The following is a 19311-nucleotide window of genomic DNA, read 5'->3' as shown; positions in this document are numbered from 1 at the left end:
CTTTTTTATTTCTTTCATTCAAATAATAATCATTCAATATGGAGGCAAAATCAATGAAATTATGCGGCATATATCAAATTCAAAATAAAGTAAATAATAAAATATACATAGGAAGTTCCATAGATATTGAGCAAAGATGGAAAACACATAGAAGCGAATTAAAATCAAAACATCATCATAATAGCAATCTTCAAAATGCTTGGCATGAATATGGAGAAGAAAACTTTGTGTTTGAAATTATTGAGATTGTTGAAGATAAAAACAATCTCATCGATAGAGAGCAACACTATATGGATTTAACGACATGCTATGATATTAATATTGGATATAATATTAACCCAACGGCTGGTAACTGTCTAGGAGTAAAGCGTACTGAGAAAGAAAAAATTTGGCTGAGTAGGATTAGTTCTGGCGAGAAATCACACTTTGCCAAGATAACAGAAAAAGACGCAATAAGTATCTGTAAAAGAATCGTCAGCGGAGAAACTATCAGATCAATTGCAAAAGACTATTCGATTGGCATCGTCTCAGCTATTAAGTCAGGGTCAACGTGGAAACATATATCTAAAAATTATATTAATTATTTTCCCGACAAAGAAATGGCTGCAAGAAGAAAAAGTAAAGCAATGTCATCAGAAGAGGAAGAAATTACTGCGGAATACATATTTGATTTATATACACAGTTTATAAGAAATGTTTCGAAACAATTTAATGTAGAAAAATCATTTATTAAGCAAAGCATTGACCAATATTACAATGAGGAATTTTACACAGAAAATATGCAAATAGTAAAAACAAAAGATACTAACAGTAAAAAAGATAAACCATACCTACTCAGTGGACTTATTCGATGTCTCGATTGTTCACAAAATTACAGGGGTATAAATGAAAGAGGAAAGAATAAATATATCTGTTCGGGTTATAACAACAAGTCATCAGATTGTGAGCGATTCATTATTCATGAAAAAGCAATTTTAGATGCTATCGAAAAACACTTTAATAGTAATATTATTGATATGAATCTAGTTGATTTCATTGAGGTTAGATCGAAGACAGTAAAAATATACTACACTGATGATACTTATAGCATATTGTCATCATAGTATTTCTTATTATTTGGCACTATAAGTAGACGGACTAATCCCCCTACCAATAGTGCCATTTTTTTCAAATTTAGGCATATTCATCATAGTATTTTGTAGTTTAATAATCGATTTATCTTGATAAACTGTCATCCTAAAATTACTCAAAAATCATGAAAAATGAATTTTTCAGAAATCGCAGTCATCCTAAATTGGAGTTGTCAGAAAATTCACTAGAGGGAGGCTTTTTTATTCTATATAATACGCATCATGGTTAGGTGATAACATAGAAGCTGTGCCGTCTTTAAATTGAATTCTAAGCACTTTATCCTTTGCACTGGCCTCTACTCTATCCACACGACCCAAAAGCGTTTCCAAGGTGATTTGAGGGCTTTGGGATAGCTTTCTCTTCTCCACTGTGATGATGCCACTTTTAATTAGCTCAATTTCGTAATGATTCCTTGCAAGTTCCAAAAGTAGATCTTCGTCAATTTTCCATCGAGTGCAAATACGGTAATTATGATACCCTGAGCAAATATATCGCTTAGTTCCCCGTTCTGTGACTCCTCTAAAGTTTTTCCCACAATCTGTACATTTTATTTTCTTAGTAAACAAGTATATGTTAATCACCTCGCTAAATCTTATTCATGGAGTTTTGGAGCAATCATTATACTTATATTGTCAGACTCCCTTTGGTAAAAAATGCGCTCAATGATGAGTTTCAATAAACGATTGATTTCCTTAATGTCAGTAGAATTCTTTATTTTTTCTAGTGTTTCGAACCTTGTTTCTATTTGAGATTTTAATGACTCAGTATCTTGTGCAGCCAATTGTGATTTAACCTCTGAAATAGCCTTGTCAATTTTCTCAATTTCATCAGCAATCGCCGTTTTATTTTCTAGAAACTCCTCTTTTTCAAAAATTCCATCAAGGAAACTTTCTGATAATTTTTTTAGTCTAGCTGAGTGTTTAATCTTACTTGATTCCAAATCGATCAATTTCTCATCTAGACTATTTGTGTTTGAAGTTTTATTCCCATTTAGGACTTTATCCCATTCTTCTCTCCAATATTTCTCAACGAGAGTTAATTCTTTATTAAAGCTCTCTGCAAGAGTGGATTCTAGCACCCCCCTATTGCCACATTCACATTTTTTAACCACAAGAACATTTTGTCGTCTTGCACTGGATGTGTATCCCATCTTTCTATTACACACATTACAGTAAACCAAGTCCTTCAGTATTGTTCTAGTCATACCCCTTGAACGTGTTCTAGTTTCCATGTCGCCACTCAGACGACCTTTAATTGCAAGTTGCACTCGAATAAATTGTTCTACCGATACTAAAGCTGGAAATGCGTTATGTGTTTCAATAATTTCTGAAACTTTCTTTGTGTACTTATCTGTTAGCGATACAACTAATATACCTAGATACTGTTTGTTGTTTAATATGTGTTGTATCGTTCTGATATACCATTTGTTGCCGAATACAGACCTGATACCTCTGTCATCAAGTTCCTGTTTTATATCACGAAGCGAATACCCCTCGTCTGCTAATTGAAACATTAGTTGTGCATACTTCGCCTTATCATTTGGTACAAGCGTTCTATGTTTCCTTTTGATAAGATCATCCCACACAGCATCATAGCCGTATGGTGCTTGAGCAGATACGTAATGTCCACCTTTGGCTTTGGTTATATAACCTTCTCGCATACGATTGTCGGTAGTTTTAAGCTCATAAACACCAAGTGAAGAAACCATGTCATACATCAATCTATGTTCCTTGTTGCGTAGGTCATATGTTTGAGTTGGAGTTATAATTAAGCAATTTGCATTTTCGAGTGTATCTGCTATCATTTGTGATAGATGCCCAGATCTTGCTAAGCGTTGTAATTCTACTACAACGACAGCATGATACATACCAGCCTCAATGTCGCGGAGCATACGCAGTAATTCTGTTCTCTCTTCAAACTTTGTACCACCAGAGAGTATTTCTTCGTAAATTGATTCCTTTGTATATCTAACTCCGATATTCTTACATAGCTTGGTTGTAATGGTGCGATGATTTAATAATGTAGTATCTGTATCACCATCAGATCTAGATTTCCTATTGAATATACATACTAACTCATCCACTATATTTTCACCTCATTTTCTATGATAACATAAGAGCTTCTGTAATTGAATATGGTGGAGCAAATTGTACGGCAGCTTGCGCGATCGCTTCGGCATCGAATGGCAATTCAACCTGGATAGCGGCGAACACTTTGGCTAAACACCGCTCAACGTTTGTGAAGCGCTCAGCATAATAAGGTACAACCGTCATGTCGTGACAGTTGCCATACCGTCATATGCCTCCCCGCCAAACACCCAAGCACTTCCCGCTGAGTATGCATAAGATATGGTGTACTCAAAACGCAAGGAGGTGCATGAATAATGTCCGGTTTTGTTGGCGGTGCCTTCACGAACACGGGTACGATCCTGGTTCTCTTCATTCTGTTAGTAATCATAGCTTGCAGTTGTGGAGTATTCGGCAGATACTAAGACGAATACCTGAATAAGAGACAATTAGAACCACACCAAAATGAAAACAGTCCGATCCCTTGAGGAACGGACTGTTTTTTTTCATGAGAGCTTGCTTGCTTATGAAAAGGTGTGTCTTAATAAATGAAAAGATAAAGTGACCTTCGTCCCCGCCCCAGGGCTGCTCGCGAATTTGATTTTCCCGCTCATTGCCTCTACAAGTCTGATGGAGATGAGCGTTCCTAGACCTGTACCGCTTTCCTTCGTTGTGAAGAACGGTGTGCCGATATTCGCGATCATCTCCTCCGACATACCAATGCCTGTATCGACAATTTCGATCAGACCCAAATCGCCATCCTTCTTGCCTCTGATCGTCACAGTTCCCGATTCCGCAATTGCTTCCACGCCGTTCTTGATCAAATTAATGATAACCTGCGACAGCTTTGTCTTATCAGCCATGATGTATAGCTCTTCCTCGACTATTACGAGTTTAAGCTCTACATTTTTGATGAGGCCGTAGGAATACATCATTTCCACCGTATGCTGAAGAAAGTTAGGCACATGTATTTTCTCCATATGTTCGACATGCGGCTTGGCAAGATTTAAGTAATCGGTAATAATGAACTCGGCACGCTCAAGCTCTGAAAGAGCGATTTGCAAAAATCTCTTTTTGTTATCGTCGGCGGTTTCCTTGAACAATTGAAGAAAACCTTTCACCACGGTTAGCGGATTCCTTACCTCATGAGCTACGGACGCTGCCAATTGGCTGACGATCTTCAGCTTCTCGCTTTGCTCCAATTCATGACGCATGGCATTCCTCTCGATCATATTCTCATAGAGCAGCGAAGAAACAACGATGCTGAGCAGTGCGAGCACGCCAATAATAAGGAAATATAAAACCCCATCCGACTTCCAGGTTAGCTCAATCTGATTAGCAGACGTGTAATAAAGTAATATCGCGCTAATCATTCCGTTGGAATTGAGCGTTAGGGCAATACTCGTGTATACCCTTTTCTTAGGAGAGTAATTAAGGAAAGACTTCGCAATCAAAAAACACGGCACTGCGAACCAAAGAAAACAAACAAGAGCGATGACGATATCATCTCCGCCGACAGTGACACGGTAGAGGAGCATGACAATCGAAGCCGATATGCCCGTCAAGTAATTGCGTCCGCCATATAATATCGCTACCAAGATAGGAATCAATCGTAAATCCCATTCGAAACCTTCGGTTATCGTTATCGTCAATGACATACATAGCACGGATGATAGGCCGAATAATAAACCATTTAATATGTAATAGATATTGCGATTAGTAAAACGTCTGTTCGTATAAAAGAAGGAGTTTATAAAGATCGGAAACAAAATGATAATAACATGGATAAACATTTCGTTCATCATAGTAAGAAGATAAATCCTCCCCTACATCTTTTCTATATACGAACGATTAAAAAATTAGAACTAAAGTCCTATGACTACTAACGCTATAATATCACATTTGTACAAGATAGAAATCATACTTTTACAAATTAATTGGATCCCACTCCATCCTGAATGACATCCCTGTCTGTATGATGATCGGTTCGTGCAATGTCAACACGCCTTTAGGCGCGTCATACGATTGTTCCACTTCGTTCCATATCACTTTGCAGTTCACTGACTCGTTCATGTTAGGCAGCGTGAAGCTTTGCAGGACAAGCTTCCCGGCAGCAACACTCAGCACAGCTAAGGATTTGTCCAAATGGAAATCTCCCCATCCACTGTCAACGGACCAAAATGTTCGGAACTCGCCGTTATCGATCTGGACAGGATGAAATCCAATCCTATTTAGCCTTAAGTCGTATTGAAATCCGCTATATGACAATAACAACGAATAGCTGGCCATCGCTCGCGCGTAGTTGCTTCCGCACTCCATTTCATTCCACGGATTACGCTTCTCCCCGTCATATCGATGTCTAATTGATGCGACGATCGCAATTCCTTCATCAATTAAGCCAACCTGTATCATATGCGAAGCAGCCTGGTATTCGAAGCCGGTCATCGTTTCCGTTGAATACGTTAAAGGAACCACAGGGCGCTTCTTTTCATCGGGCCACGTACAAATGACTAATCCCGCTTCGTCATTAAGTGAGAATAAGCGCCACGGGTTGGCAATATCGCGCATCGATTTGAAATTATGATGAAAAAGTGATTTAAGGGCGGATTTTGTTTGTCCTCCATCGAATATTTCGCCAAGGCCGCATAAGTTCGCATGCCATTGCGCGACGACCTGATCAATGCCGCAGCCTTCTCCGATTTGATATTTGATCTCGCCTACTTCATCGTTCCAGTAAGCAGCAGTCGCGCTTTCTTGGAAGAGGGATTGTCCGCTATCGAATTTGTCCAACAATGTACGCTCTCTCAAGTCGATCTGCTGCATATAGTAGCTGCCGTTAAACAAATGTTGGTCGACCCATGCTTTGCCCTGTTGGAACAAATCCAAGTATTCCTTCGCTTTCGCCTCTTCGCCAAAATACTCCGCCATTTCAGCGCCGGCTTTCAATGCGGCAAGATAGAAGCCGTTCAGCCATGCGCTTGGCCCGAACAATTCCATATCGAGGGTATGATGCTGTCTTCCCTCCAGCACTCCGTCCTTATTGGCGTCCCAGCCGTCCGGATTATGCTCCGACCATGCGAATTCTATCGATTGCTTGATCGCGCTCCAATGAGATGCCAGCCAATCATTATCGCCGGATAGCTTCCAATCGCGGTATGCTTTGATTACGCCTCCCATTTGTCCATCGACGCACGCGCGGAACATCTCAGCAGGACGACCCAGTGGAAGCATAAGACGAAACGCCATATTGCCGTCGTTTCGGTTATTGTAACGGAAGTCCAATGAACGCATGCTGCGCTCGAGAGATGGAAACAAGAAAGGGAGCGCATAAGCGTAATTCCATACATGCGTGCAAGAACCTTCGCAGCAGCCAACGTCCTCTATGCAGCCTTCGAAGCCGTAAAATGCTCCGTCCGTCAACCTAAGGCAAGTTGGCGATTTCAATACGGATAAATTAGCCTCTACTGCCTCTAGAATGACAGGCGGAAGTGTTGACGATGACAGCGCTTTCCGGAAAAGCAGCGTATCACCTAGCAACCGTTCCCAATTACGGAGCACGTAATCGGCGCTGGCAAGAGAGTCTTCAAATATAGTGGCGTAATAATTTTTCCAAACGGTGCGATTGACCGGCTCTTCATTCCAATGATTGTATATATTCGGGAAGTTCCAGGTCAGGACGAAACGAATTTTGCGTGTCTCCCCCGGACGTAGCTCTACATGAGCCGAAAGCGTAGCATTGTCCTTGTGACGGGGATGAGGCGATTGCTCAGGTGCATAATTCCGGTTAATGAACGGACCGGGCTTGGCGAAATCCCGCCAATACATTTCGAGATTGTCGCTCCAGCCTCCCCGGTACCAAAACTCCTGATAGCTGACATTGGTCTCGTCGGTGGCCATCGTAAGGTCGCCAAACAACGGATCATCTTGACCGTATTGCTCCGAGCCTAATTGCAGATGATGGATACCTTCCTTGGAATGATAACGGTTAACGATCTGCTCTGTAGGCTTCGGATTGGAGATCGTGAGTGCAGCTGTGTAGGTCACATCATAAGGCAATGGATTAGTGAATTCAATCTCGAACATGGCACATGGAATGCTGGAATCCTTATCGTTCAGAGGAATGAACGGGTTGAAAGCTTGAAGGATTACGTTTCCCGGAAATCGTTGATCATTGAACGAGAGTCGCGCTAGAGGGAATCCGCCTTCGAATACCATATCCTCGAAATGCGGCATTCCCCCCATTGTATGGCTCTCCGGGCCGAAGCCGTATCCGCTGTGAAACGCGCCTCCGCGAACAGGCTCTCCCATATATGGAGATTGAAGATCTCCATTCAATATTCTCGCGTCTATCAACTTGCCGTCATGCTCTGCTTTCACCGCAAAGTGACTGAAGCCGTTGAAGCTTCGTTTATTGGGGCGATTGAATATCTCCCAGTCGATCAGTCTTCCGTTCCCGCCAAGGCCGATGCTCCCCGTGCCGATTCCGCCGAGCGGGAACGATATTTCCTTCGTATAGTTACCGCGATATGACTTGCCGCTAAAGTTCATATTATGACCTCCTGCGTTACGTTTAGATTCTTCAATCTCGAAGATAATCGTTGCATGGTCTCCTATGGTGCAAGCATACTTCAAAGCATTGGCCGTTGTGAAGTGGAATTACAAGCCTCGAGGAAACATCGACCATTTATAATTACAATGGAGCAACTTATGTTCTGACGATGCGCAAAATAAATGCCCGTCAAGAGGTAGACCTGTCTTCCATTCAATCCGTTCCTTCAGAAAGGACGAAGGATGTTAAGCTTGAGAAGACAATCTCAACCTTTTACGGACTTGCGCAAGGTGTAGATTAGTTGAATTACTACTACAACCGCATCGACCTCGATGGCGATCAGGTGCCTGAAGTCATTGTCTAATTGAAGGGGTCTACGTTATGCGGATCGGGCGGCTGCAGCGCCGTTATACTCAAACAAGACAATCCTGACGGCGATTACGTCGTTGTCTCCAAATTCACGTTCAGCCGCCGATCATCAGTAGTAGTCTCATGTCCAATGGCTGGCATGACATCATCATGCCAGTATTCGGGGGTGGCAGCGGTCAGCCTGCCTATCATGTCGCGCAGTTTAACGGAAACGGCTATCCAATGAATCCCTCAATAGCCCCTCTTGTTCCTAGCGGCAGCAGGATAGCTGGAATGTCTCTCTTTGCTGAAGCAGTGAACGGGAGCTTCCAGGGCATTCCACTTACAACTTTCTAGCTTATTTCATATATTGAAAATGTTAGGGAAAGCATATGAGCTTGCCCCAACATCTTCTATTGATCCAACATTTCGGCAGGCTCGTTTGTGTGCCACGCTTGATACCGGACGACATGGGAAATACCCGGCAGCAATAAAATGGATTAAGTTGACAATTTTTTAATATTATATATACACCCTCGTTCATCTTCCTCTAATGTTTATCCCCTTTATGCTGGACGATTATTTACTGGATCGCGGTGGAAGGGGTTATCGGATCCAATCTGATGCAGCCTTCGGCTGTTTTCCAAGGCGATGACATCGTTCCGGGAACGTCTGCTCCCTCATCCGGAAGTGAGATCCTTCCACCGGGTTGCATGGGCTTCCATGGCGCTCGTGCTGATGTACGGCGCGCTATTGTGGCTGTCCTATTACAAAATGCCAGGCTGGGCCGCTTCGACAGGCGGTTTTTGGGCGGGGGTAATCACGTACCGCTCTTATTATCGCGTTGATTACGTTTGCATTGGTTGTGGCAGGCGCGATCGGTTTGACCAGTCTGCTAGAAAAGCTGCCGTTTGGGAAATGGCTGGTCGGACCGACGGGCCGACGAAGGTACATGATTTTGAATTACTACGCTTTAATTGGTCCAAACAGCAGATGGAAGAGCTTGGACTTGAAAAGAAAGTAAATGATTTGGCCGGCGAGACGGGATCTTTTTTCAAGGAGATGAAGTGACGCACTTTACGATCTATCTGATTGGAAGTGATTGAAGTGATTGATATTGAATAGCAAGAGTTTGAGACCACACTTAAAAGTTGCTTTTATTCTTATCCTTGTTTTGATCTTAAGTGCTTGTACCAAAACTATCACTGATACTGAGACAGAAGAAAAAATAATGCTGATTGAAAAGCCTGATTCATCATTAACAAAGATGAAGGTCTTAACTGACGGCATGTTATACAACGAAGTATTGGCCGACATGAAATACTATGATTAACACGCCATCTCTCGAGGAGTTATTGTGGTTTCTATTGACCTGCGATAATGCTGATTCATTTAATTACTCGCGTAACTCAGTGATTTGTTAAACTTACGGGAAACGGTAGTTTTATCAAAAGAGGGCTGCCGTAGGAATATCAAGGCACCCCTCTCACTCTTACCTCTCTGACTTCATCTCTAATAACTTTGATCACAATTGTACGGCCTAATAGAAGATTTTCTCGTCCCGCTTCTCTTTCAAAATCTCCACCGCTTCGCGGAATCGGAGCGAATGTATAATCTCACGCTCACGCAAAAACTTCAAGCTGTCCTGCAAGTCAACGTCGTCGGTCATATCAATCAGCCATTGATAAGTAGCTCTCGCCTTCTCTTCGGCCGCGATATCCTCGTAGAGGTCAGCGATCGGGTCTCCTTTTGCTTGGATGTAAGAAGCAGTAAATGGCACGCCCGATGCGTTCTGGTAGAACAAAGCGTTATCATGAGCGGCATAGTGATCGCCGAGCCCCGCTGCTTTCATCTGCTCCGGTGTGGCGTCCTTCGTAAGCTTGTAGATCATGGTGGCGATCATCTCAAGGTGCGCGAATTCCTCGGTTCCGATGTCTGTCAGCAATCCGATTACCTTATCCGGTATCGTATAGCGTTGATTCAAATAACGCAGCGCTGCGGCAAGCTCCCCGTCTGCCCCGCCATACTGCTCCATCAGATACTTCGCCATCATCGGATCACATTTGCTCACTCGAACCGGGTACTGCAGTTTTTTCTCATACACCCACATCGACTATTTCCCTCCCCAGCATCGATCCGAATTACACCTGCCAAGGCCATGGCGTGTCATTCCATTGCCATGGCGCACCGGAATAGCTATGTCCAAAATTCATTAACGGACCGTACTTGGATTCGAAAAGCTGGGCAACCTGACGCCTATTTTGGGCACAGTGGTTGTATTGCTGTATGGCGGCCGTATCCCAAGGATGCGTATCTAAATATAAGTTAAGCTCAACTAGGACAAAATCGATAACTTGCAGCTCGTGGAGCAGCCTATAGTACTCATCATCCAACTGCTTGTGCATCGCTGTCACCTACTTCGCCTCTCATTTGCTTTGAGCTGTATGGACTGTACAGTGCCGGCCACAACGTCCCGTGTTTTAAAGCATCGAAGGGATGGAATTGCTGCAGATTGGGAGGCTGAAATGGGATGAATAACTGCGGGGGGACACTGTAACTTTTGATCCGAATCGGCGGGCACGGGTCGGTAGGACTTATAAATGGCGCATAGTATCGCACTTGGTCATTGCTCACGTTCGCAATCTCCTCTCTTGCATAGGACTTCGCATCAATATATGACCTACTGCTTGGCAGAAATGACCAAAAAAACCGCCTGCGGCGCTGAAGCCGCAGACGGTTGGGATAAACGGAAGTATTGACGCAGACGGTAGCTAAGATCGTTCCAACGAAGCTCGTTGCGGAACTGGCGAAGCGTTGTGTCTTTGCCGATCACGACGCATTCGACGCCGACCATTTCGGCCCAGTCCACAAGCTGCTCTGTCGTAACGACATATGAAAACACAGTGTGATGCACTCCGCCAGCATAGTTCGATGTTTATCATGCTCCGAAAGGAGAAGTTTTCAATTTCGCTCGCGTATAAAGTTGTATCATTCTGCTTTAAAATTTTTGCAATCTGTATGTATAGTTGCAAAACATGCAACGAAACAGCACGCTGTCATCCCCGAATATAACCGTTAGCCGATCCTCGTCCTCCACCTCGATATACTCCCGTCCCTGCTCGTCACGATCCCCTGTCGCGAAGAAACGGGTCGTATTGCCGCATTCACATTCAAAGCTCATCATTGGTACTTACACCTCTTTACTTTTTGTTGGCTAACAGTAAAACCGTTTGTACACATGATAGGACGGCAATTCCAGCCGCGAAGCCGCCGATTATATCCGATGCGTAATGGACGTGAAAATAAACCCGGCTGAGGCCCATCATTGCTATGACTAGCACCGCCGCTATGCAAACCACCCATTTGATCCCCTTGCCTGCGGTACGAGACTGTGCAATCGATAATGCGATCATGCCGAACATGACGATAGCCAGCATCGCGTTTCCGCTTGGGAAGCTTGCTCCGTCAGAGGTGATCCCCCAGGCTTCCTCGGGCCTTACTCGGTCAAACCAATGTTTCAATAATGAATTCGTAATAAAGGCAATGAGTACGGAACCAATGATCGATACGCCTCTCCATATCCCTTGTTTCCAGGCAATCAGTATCGAAGCGAGCAGCGTAATGCCTGCAATGGCCGCCGTCGATCCCACATAGGAGAACAGCTTGAACAGCGCCGTTGCTCCATCCCCTTTCCAATTCGCCATAGCGCGCTGAACGCTCTGATCCATGGCGCTTCCCCCGCTGCTTGGCAGCGTTACTGCGAGCAGAGCGAAAACAATAATGGCTGCCGCTAGAACGGCAATCCAACCTTTCATTTGCTTCTGAATAAATACCAGCCTCCAAATCGTTCGTTTCATTGATTCATAAGTGATGCTTCGATATAATAATCGATGACATGATTATAATACAAATTTGAAGTCAGGGAAGGGTTACGAACAAACATGTATGTTGCAGATCAATGGAGAGACTATGAAGTTATAGATACAGGCGGCGGCGAGAAGCTCGAGCGCTGGGGCAGCCATATATTGCGCAGGCCCGATCCGCAGATCATTTGGCCGATTGCCGATGAGAGCGGACTATGGAAGAAGCCGGATGGACATTATCACCGCAGCAACTCCGGCGGCGGACAATGGGTCATGAGCCCAGGGCTTCCTGAACGTTGGACGATCTCTTATGGGGAGCTGTCATTCCATATCAAGCCTACCAACTTCAAGCACACCGGACTATTTCCGGAGCAAGCCGTTAACTGGAGCTGGATGATGGATAAGATCCGTTCTGCAGGCCGTCCTATCCGCGTGCTTAACCTATTCGCCTATTCCGGCGGAGCAACTGTAGCAGCTGCTGCTGCAGGCGCTGACGTATGCCATGTAGACGCAGCCAAAGGCATGGTGCAATGGGCGAAAGATAATGCACAGCTATCTGGCCTGGAGTCCGCGCCGATACGTTACATAACGGACGATGTGTTCAAATTCGTACAACGCGAGCAGCGTCGAGGCCGCCAATACGATGCCATCATCATGGACCCACCATCCTATGGCCGCGGCCCGAACGGCGAGACATGGAAGCTGGAAGAGAATTTATTCCCGTTCCTCCAATCCTGCATGTCGATCTTGTCGGACAAGCCGTTGTTCATGCTGATTAATTCCTATACGACGGGACTGTCTCCTTCTGTCCTGCATAACCTGCTGCACATTACGATGAAATCCAAGTTTGGCGGCGAGATCAACTGCGGCGAGATTGGCTTGCCGATAACAAAGTCCGGCCTTAACTTGCCATGCGGCATATTGGGACGCTGGGAGTCCAACTGATGTCTATTCCAGTATTATTCGAAGACAATCATCTGCTTGTCGTTGTGAAGCCTCCCGGCATCCCTTCGCAGGAGGATGAGACGGGTGATCCGGATATGCTTACGCTGCTGAAGCAGGACTTGAAGGAACGCTACAATAAGCCTGGCAACGTGTTTCTTGGCCTCGTCCACCGTTTGGACCGACCGGTTGGCGGCGCTATGCTGTTCGCCAAGACATCGAAGGCTGCTTCGAGACTATCGGAGAGCATTCGGAGCCGCAGCTTCGGAAAGACGTACGTATGCATCGTGCAGGGTACGCCTTCCGAGCAGCAGGCTACGCTTAAGCACTACATTCGCAAAGACACGAAGCGAAATCAAGTAACGGTGTATAACCAACCTGCAGAGGACGCTAAGGAAGCGATCCTCTCCTACCAGGTCGCCGCTTCATCCGGCAAACATGCGCTTGTCGCTATTCGGCTGCACACCGGTCGACCTCATCAAATCAGAGCACAAATGTCGCATATCGGCTGCCCGCTCGTAGGCGATCTGAAGTACGGGGCAGCCAAGACAGCCGGCATAAGCGATATCGCGTTATGGTCTACCTCCATATCCGTAGAGCACCCGGTTACGAAAGAAGAGTTGTTATTCACTTCCTCCCCTAGCGGTTCTGCTTGCTGGGACTGGTGGTCTACCGATCAGTTGGTGCGTGCCTCTACTCTTCTCATTACGCCTGAATAGGAAGGACTAGCCTACTATGCGACGTAAGCGATCACGACAGCGGCTTATTATTTTTCAATCGATTTTGCTTGTATTAGCGATAGCAGGAATTGTTTTTATTTATTGGAGCTATACGAGCGGAGACACCGACACGACCGAACAGCCAAGCCCATCTCCAACCGCCGTTCATKAACCAACGCCAGAACCTACCGAACCTCCGACGACCGAGCCGCCGCAGCCCGTATTTTCGGAGGCTGTATGGATGGCAGTAGGCGATATCATGATGCACTCGCCGCAGCTACCGGGCTCTTACGATCAAGCGACGAAGCTGTACAACTTCAATCCGTACTTCACTGAAGTGAAGCCTTTATTTGCAGAAGGAGATTGGGTCATTGCGAACTTGGAGACACCTGTCGCAGGCAAAAAATACGGCTACACCGGCTATCCAAGCTTCAATGCGCCTTCAGAACTGATTGAGGCCCTCCAAAACGCTGGTTTCAACCTGCTGACGACTGCTAACAACCATTCCCTTGATAAAGGCGAAGGCGGCGTGCTAGGGACGTTAGAAACGCTAAAGGATTACGGGATAGAGCATTCGGGAACAGCCTCTTCACAGCAGGAAGCCGATCAGTTGCTCATCGCTGAGCGCAACGGGATCAAGATGGGACTGCTCGCTTATACGTACGGCACGAACGGTATTCCAATTCCGACTGGCAAAGACTACTTGGTCAATATGATTGATGAACAGAAGATCATAGCCGATATGAAGCGTCTGCGTGAAGCGGGTGCTGACTTCGTTACCGTGTCGCTCCACTTCGGCAATGAATATCAGACGCAGCCAAGCGAGGAGCAGAAGCAGCTTGCCAGGTCGCTCGTTGCAGCCGGAGCGGACATTATTGCAGGCTCACACCCGCATGTGGTGCAGCCATACGAAGTTATCGAAACGACCGCCGAGAACGGCCAACCAAGAAAAGCACTTATTATATATTCCATGGGCAATTTCATTTCGAACCAGCGCGGCGATTCCAAAGATTACGGCGTCATTTATAAAGTTCATATTCGCAAAAATATGACCGACGGCTCCATCGAGCTATCTGAAGTCGAGTCGATCCCGACCTGGGTTCACCGCTATAAGCCTGACAATGCGTTCCGTTATCGTATATTGCCCCTCGAGCAGACGGTTACCGCCGCATCTGATCCGATGTTAACAAAAACCGATTTCGCGACCCTGAGGAAAGATTACGAAATGCTTCGCAAACGACTGGACTCTATGAAATAAGTATCAATAAACAGCGGCAACCAGGGACGGGAAATAATGTCCGTGATTGCCGCTCTTTTCGTTTATTCGTTTTTCATGCTTATGATAACTTTCCCTTTCGCATGGCCTTCTCCAAAATATCGGAGTGCCTGAGCCGCGTCGGATAGCGGATATTGCCGATCAATGACAGGCACGACTTGGCCCGCTTCGCCAAGAGCGTTCCAAATCATTTGGTCGTCGTGATTCGGCTTATGCACGAGGACCGCTGCTTTCTTCCTTCCAAGCCAAGCAGACAGCGGTGTTGCTAATAGAGTCAGGAGAATGCGAGGCATTGGACCGCCGATCATCACATACGTGCCGTCTGTCGTAAGCGTGTGCCTCATCGCGAAGACTGAACGGTTCCCGACGACATCGAGGATCAGATCGTATCGAAGACCGCTTGCGGTGAAGTCGTCTTTCATATAGTCCAACACATAATCCGCCCCGATGGAAAGTAGCATATCCAGTTTCTCGGTTCTATCGACACAGGTCACTTCTGCCCCGAGCAATTTGGCATACTGGACGGCAAACGTACCGACTCCTCCACCAGCCCCATTGATCAGCACCCGATGACCCTTTCGCAAATTTCCTTTATCGCGCATGCCCTGCAAAGCTAGAACGGCAGCCTGAGGAATAGCCGCTGCCTGATTGAAGCTTAGCCTCGCAGACTTTAGCGTCAAAGCCTCCTCGTTGGCACTTACATACTCGGCAAATCCGCCCCAGCCGCAGCCGGAAAGGTCTCCGAATACTTCGTCCCCCGGTCGGAATCGCTTGGCAGCGGCACCTACGGCGATTACACGCCCCGCGATGTCCGCTCCAAGAATACGGTAACGAGGTTTGCGCAGCCCGCCAAGCCGGGTAATGTACGGTTGCCCGCGGAGGAGATCAAAGTCCCAGGAATTTACCGAAGCCGCATGAACCTCGATCAATACTTCGTGGTCCTTCGGCACAGGGACATCTACTTCTTCCAATCGGAGCACTTCCGGTGATCCGTAGGATTCATAGACCAACGCTTTCATTGTACGTGTTCCTCGTATGCCGGGAAAGCTTGCAGCTTCTATCTCAACGCTCATGGCCGTCCTCCTTAAATCCATTTAATAGGAACATGAAATAAGCTGCCCAAGCAGGGGCAGCTTATATGTACATCTTGATTCATCTATGCGTTAGCGACTTTCCCCAGCAAGTAGACAAGCAGCTGTTGATTATGCGCAGATATGCGGTCCAACGATTGCCCGATCATTTCGCCGCGCAGAGCAGAACCTCTCCCCGCCTCGGCTTGTCCCTTCTCCGATACGTTTACCCACACAATTCTACGGTCATTGTCGTCTCTAGTACGTACGATCAATTCATTGCGCTCCATCCGATCCAGCAGCGTCGTAATTGCAGCTGGCGTTGTAGCCAAATATTGCAGCAGGTCAGATGGCTTCATCGGCTGATGCTGCATTAGCAGCTCCAGCACATTCAACTGGCCTTCCGTTAAAGGAGCAAGCGATTCTTCCAAACTGGTTTTCCACTCGCGCGACAGCTTCGTCCACAACTTGGTAAATTCATCAGATACCATTATCTCACACCCTCCTGGCAATTTTCACCTATTCGTAGTTTTATTATAGCAGTGTTCAATGTCGAATAAAAGATTAATCTAATTAATAATTTGCGAGATTAATCGATAAAATGCCGAACGTTTTGACAGCATTAGACATACAATGTGACGAAGGCCCAGTACTGTGTGAATGCCTCTAGTTCCTTAGTAGGCGAAGGCAAAATCGATGGATGATTATGAGGAGCGTGATCCAACGTGGACCAGAAAATTGCGGAAATTATCCGAAAGGCAAAGGCTCAAGGCATAATAAAAGACCCGCAATGGCTGGATAAACCGGATGAACCGGTGCCATTGTGGGTCATGTTAGAGGCTTTATTGGAAGTGATCGAGAAGCTCGACCCTCCTAATCGGCCTTTTGATTGATTTCGATCGTCGTCCGAACGAAAGTGGAAACGATAACATCGTTTTTGTCTACCGGGATCATAAGTCTGCCGATCGACTTGCGATCCTCGATTGGCGCTTGCTCGGAATTGACTTGCAGCTTCGCTCCTGAAGTCGTAATCGCAACGATATCAAGCGGATTGCGGCAGTAGAACGCAGCCGCAATCGTTGCGCCATTCGGACGAACACGCTTGCCTTCCTTGAACTCGAACGTTTGTACGCCTTTGCCGCCCCGTCCTTGAATCGGATAATCGAGCAACAGCGAACGTTTCGCATAACCTATATCGGAGATGACCAGCACTTCGCCTTCATCGTCGGCAACCCACTCGGCGGCAACAAGCTCATCGTCGTCCTTGAGCTGGATCCCTCTTACGCCAGTTGCTACTCTGCCCATCGGATTTACTTCCGCCTCGACGAATCGGATACTCATGCCGTTTTTCGTTACCAGCAATAGTTGCTTCTCTCCGTCGCTCAACGCGACCTTGATCAGCTCATCGCCCTCGGCAACCTTACAAGCCGCGACCGCTGTAGACCTTGTTGTTGCATATTCCTTCAGCTCGGTACGCTTTACTTGTCCCCGCTTCGTCACGAAGACGAGCGACACATTCGCCGCATTCATGTCCTTCACCGGAATGACGCTTATAATCGAATCATCCTTCGGAATCGGTACGATGTTGACGATCGCCGTGCCGGCATCCTTCCACTTGAACTCAGGAATTTGATGGACAGGCAGCAAGTAATATTGACCCTTGCGCGTGAACAGCAGCAGATTGTCAATGGTGTTAACCGGCAACAGCTCACGAATGACGTCGCCATCCTTGACTCCAGCATTGTCAATCTCGCCGCCGGATCTCGTATACGACAGCATGCTAGTCCGCTTAATGTAGCCCTGCTGGCTAAGCGTCACTAGCACATCCTCAGGAGTTACGAGAACTTCAAGGTTAACTTTAAGCTCCTCTACTTCGCCGCGGATATCGGAGCGACGATCGATGCCGTATTTATCACGGATCTCTATCAATTCATCCTTAATGACCCCGATCAGCTTCTTCTCGCTGTCGAGAATGGAACGCAAGTAAGCGATTTTCTTCTGCGCTTCCTTAAGCTCCTTCTCAAGCGACGTAATCTCTAGATTCGTCAGTCTATAGAGCTGCAACGTCAGGATCGCGTCTGCTTGACGCTCGGTGAAGCCGAACTTAGCAACGAGATTCTCTTGTGCATTGGCACGATTTTTCGACGCTTTGATTGTCGCAATTACTTCATCGAGCAGATTAAGCGCTTTAACGAGACCTTCTACGACATGCGCGCGATCTTCAGCCTTCTCAAGCTCGTATTTCGTCCGATAAGTAACCACTTCTTTTTGGTGAGCAATATAAGCGTCCAGCATTTGCTTGATACCAAGCTGCTGCGGCGTCTTATTCACGATTGCAACCATATTAAAGCTATAAGCCACCTGAAGGTCTGTCTTCTTCAGCAGATAGGCAAGAATGCCTTGCGCATCGGCATCCTTCTTGAACTCGACAACAATACGCAGGCCGTTCCGGCCGCTCTCGTCGCGAACTTCGGCAATGCCCTCCACTTTTTTCTCAAGCCGGATGTTCTCCATCGCCGTTACAAGACGCGACTTCACGACTTGATACGGAATTTCGGTAATGACAAGCTGCTGCTTGCCGCCTCTCATATCCTCAATGACTGTTTTCGAACGAAGATAGATTTTGCCTTTGCCCGTCGCATAAGCGTCACGTATACCTTCTTCGCCCATGATGATACCGCCGGTAGGAAAGTCAGGTCCCTTGACGATTGTCATCAGCTCTTCTAGCGTCGTGTCTGGACGAGCCATGACGGCGATACAGGCATCGATAATTTCCCGAAGGTTATGAGGCGGGATTTCCGTAGCGAAGCCGGAGGAGATGCCGCTAACCCCGTTAACGAGCAAATTCGGATACCTCGAAGGCAGCACGACCGGCTCCTTCGTCGTATTATCGAAGTTGTCCTTGAACATGACCGTTCGCTTATCGATATCACGCAGCAATTCCATCGCGATAGGCGATAGTCTTGCTTCCGTATAACGCATAGCCGCCGGCGGGTCATCATCCTGAGAGCCCCAGTTGCCATGTCCGTCGACGAGCGTATGCGCCATTTTCCACGGCTGAGCCATCCGCACCATTCCATCGTAGATAGATGAGTCGCCATGGGGATGATAGTTGCCCATTACGTCGCCGACCGTCTTGGCCGACTTGCGATATTGCTTGTCCGGCGTATTGCCGGAATCGTACATCGCGTATAAAATACGGCGTTGTACCGGCTTCAAGCCATCGCGCACGTCGGGAATTGCACGATCTTGAATAATATATTTCGAATAGCGACCGAATCGGTCGCCTACGACTTCTTCCAGAAACGCCGGCAAAAACTGTTCCAGCATACTCATACGTCAATTTC

Annotated in this window: 18 protein-coding genes and 1 pseudogene; 6 read left to right on the top strand and 13 right to left on the bottom strand. The window is 46.4% G+C overall.

Annotation, left to right across the window (positions count from 1 at the left end):
- Window positions 1-53: 53 nt before the first annotated feature.
- On the top strand, window positions 54-1103 hold the full coding sequence (locus tag AC1DF0_RS11570; protein WP_477574013.1) for a GIY-YIG nuclease family protein: 1050 nt from the start codon (window positions 54-56) through the stop codon (window positions 1101-1103).
- A 228-nt stretch (window positions 1104-1331) separates the two neighbouring features.
- Here the strand turns inward: AC1DF0_RS11570 and AC1DF0_RS11565 are convergent, their stop codons facing one another.
- The 4 genes from AC1DF0_RS11565 to AC1DF0_RS11550 all read right to left on the bottom strand — a co-directional run bounded on the left by AC1DF0_RS11565 (window position 1332) and on the right by AC1DF0_RS11550 (window position 7745).
- Complete coding sequence (locus AC1DF0_RS11565) at window positions 1332-1697, bottom strand: recombinase zinc ribbon domain-containing protein (RefSeq protein ID WP_477574012.1); 366 nt, start codon at window positions 1695-1697, stop codon at window positions 1332-1334.
- A gap of 26 nt (window positions 1698-1723) precedes the next feature.
- Entirely contained in the window at window positions 1724-3214 is a 1491-nt protein-coding gene (locus tag AC1DF0_RS11560) for a recombinase family protein (RefSeq protein WP_477574011.1), read from the bottom strand.
- A gap of 507 nt (window positions 3215-3721) precedes the next feature.
- A complete protein-coding gene (locus AC1DF0_RS11555) occupies window positions 3722-4990 on the bottom strand; it encodes an ATP-binding protein (RefSeq protein WP_477574386.1) in 1269 nt (422 codons plus the stop codon).
- Between the two features lie 133 nt (window positions 4991-5123).
- A complete protein-coding gene (locus AC1DF0_RS11550) occupies window positions 5124-7745 on the bottom strand; it encodes a GH116 family glycosyl-hydrolase (protein ID WP_477574010.1) in 2622 nt (873 codons plus the stop codon).
- A 1000-nt stretch (window positions 7746-8745) separates the two neighbouring features.
- Here AC1DF0_RS11550 and AC1DF0_RS11545 point away from each other — a divergent pair.
- Entirely contained in the window at window positions 8746-9165 is a 420-nt protein-coding gene (locus AC1DF0_RS11545) for a hypothetical protein (protein WP_477574009.1), read from the top strand.
- Between the two features lie 469 nt (window positions 9166-9634).
- Here AC1DF0_RS11545 and AC1DF0_RS11540 read toward each other — a convergent pair whose 3' ends face one another.
- The 6 genes and pseudogenes from AC1DF0_RS11540 to AC1DF0_RS11515 all read right to left on the bottom strand — a co-directional run bounded on the left by AC1DF0_RS11540 (window position 9635) and on the right by AC1DF0_RS11515 (window position 11951).
- Window positions 9635-10204 (bottom strand): manganese catalase family protein, encoded by a 570-nt coding sequence (locus AC1DF0_RS11540; protein ID WP_477574008.1) that lies wholly within the window; start codon window positions 10202-10204, stop codon window positions 9635-9637.
- A 31-nt stretch (window positions 10205-10235) separates the two neighbouring features.
- Window positions 10236-10499, bottom strand: a complete 264-nt coding sequence (locus AC1DF0_RS11535; RefSeq protein ID WP_442052919.1) for a spore coat protein CotJB — start codon at window positions 10497-10499, stop codon at window positions 10236-10238.
- Complete coding sequence (locus AC1DF0_RS11530; protein ID WP_442052903.1) at window positions 10480-10728, bottom strand: spore coat associated protein CotJA; 249 nt, start codon at window positions 10726-10728, stop codon at window positions 10480-10482. The genes AC1DF0_RS11535 and AC1DF0_RS11530 overlap by 20 nt, the downstream gene beginning before the upstream one ends.
- A gap of 124 nt (window positions 10729-10852) precedes the next feature.
- Window positions 10853-11020: pseudogene (locus AC1DF0_RS11525) on the bottom strand (L-arabinose isomerase); the annotation flags it as partial.
- A 72-nt stretch (window positions 11021-11092) separates the two neighbouring features.
- Window positions 11093-11278 (bottom strand): hypothetical protein, encoded by a 186-nt coding sequence (locus tag AC1DF0_RS11520; RefSeq protein ID WP_442052904.1) that lies wholly within the window; start codon window positions 11276-11278, stop codon window positions 11093-11095.
- Window positions 11279-11294: 16 nt separating this feature from the next.
- Entirely contained in the window at window positions 11295-11951 is a 657-nt protein-coding gene (locus AC1DF0_RS11515) for a phosphatase PAP2 family protein (protein ID WP_477574007.1), read from the bottom strand.
- Between the two features lie 84 nt (window positions 11952-12035).
- Here AC1DF0_RS11515 and AC1DF0_RS11510 point away from each other — a divergent pair, with 84 nt between their 5' ends.
- Genes AC1DF0_RS11510 through AC1DF0_RS11500 form a run of 3 tightly spaced genes read left to right on the top strand, consistent with a single transcriptional unit; the run spans window position 12036 to window position 14876 of the window.
- Window positions 12036-12902, top strand: a complete 867-nt coding sequence (locus AC1DF0_RS11510) for a class I SAM-dependent methyltransferase (RefSeq protein ID WP_475821638.1) — start codon at window positions 12036-12038, stop codon at window positions 12900-12902.
- Window positions 12902-13618, top strand: coding sequence for an RluA family pseudouridine synthase (locus AC1DF0_RS11505; protein WP_442052907.1), 717 nt, complete (start codon window positions 12902-12904; stop codon window positions 13616-13618). The genes AC1DF0_RS11510 and AC1DF0_RS11505 overlap by 1 nt, the downstream gene beginning before the upstream one ends.
- A 16-nt stretch (window positions 13619-13634) precedes the next feature.
- The gene (locus AC1DF0_RS11500) at window positions 13635-14876 is read left to right on the top strand and encodes a CapA family protein (RefSeq protein ID WP_477574006.1); all 1242 of its coding nucleotides are present in this window, start codon (window positions 13635-13637) and stop codon (window positions 14874-14876) included.
- 62 nt (window positions 14877-14938) lie between these two features.
- Here AC1DF0_RS11500 and AC1DF0_RS11495 read toward each other — a convergent pair whose 3' ends face one another.
- Window positions 14939-15967 carry an NAD(P)-dependent alcohol dehydrogenase gene (locus tag AC1DF0_RS11495; protein ID WP_477574005.1) on the bottom strand — a complete coding sequence of 343 codons (1029 nt, stop codon included), beginning with the start codon at window positions 15965-15967 and terminating at the stop codon, window positions 14939-14941.
- Between the two features lie 83 nt (window positions 15968-16050).
- A complete protein-coding gene (locus tag AC1DF0_RS11490; protein WP_475821634.1) occupies window positions 16051-16455 on the bottom strand; it encodes a MarR family transcriptional regulator in 405 nt (134 codons plus the stop codon).
- 234 nt (window positions 16456-16689) lie between these two features.
- Here AC1DF0_RS11490 and AC1DF0_RS11485 point away from each other — a divergent pair, with 234 nt between their 5' ends.
- Entirely contained in the window at window positions 16690-16857 is a 168-nt protein-coding gene (locus AC1DF0_RS11485) for a hypothetical protein (RefSeq protein ID WP_477574004.1), read from the top strand.
- On the opposite strand, the gene gyrA is transcribed toward AC1DF0_RS11485, so the two are convergent.
- Window positions 16838-19300 (bottom strand): DNA gyrase subunit A, encoded by a 2463-nt coding sequence (gene gyrA, locus AC1DF0_RS11480; RefSeq protein WP_442052912.1) that lies wholly within the window; start codon window positions 19298-19300, stop codon window positions 16838-16840. The genes AC1DF0_RS11485 and gyrA overlap by 20 nt on opposite strands.
- Between the last annotated feature and the right edge of the window lie 11 nt (window positions 19301-19311).

This window comes from Paenibacillus sp. 05T425, assembly GCF_056396205.1.
This window is presented reverse-complemented; position numbering and strand designations above follow the sequence as displayed.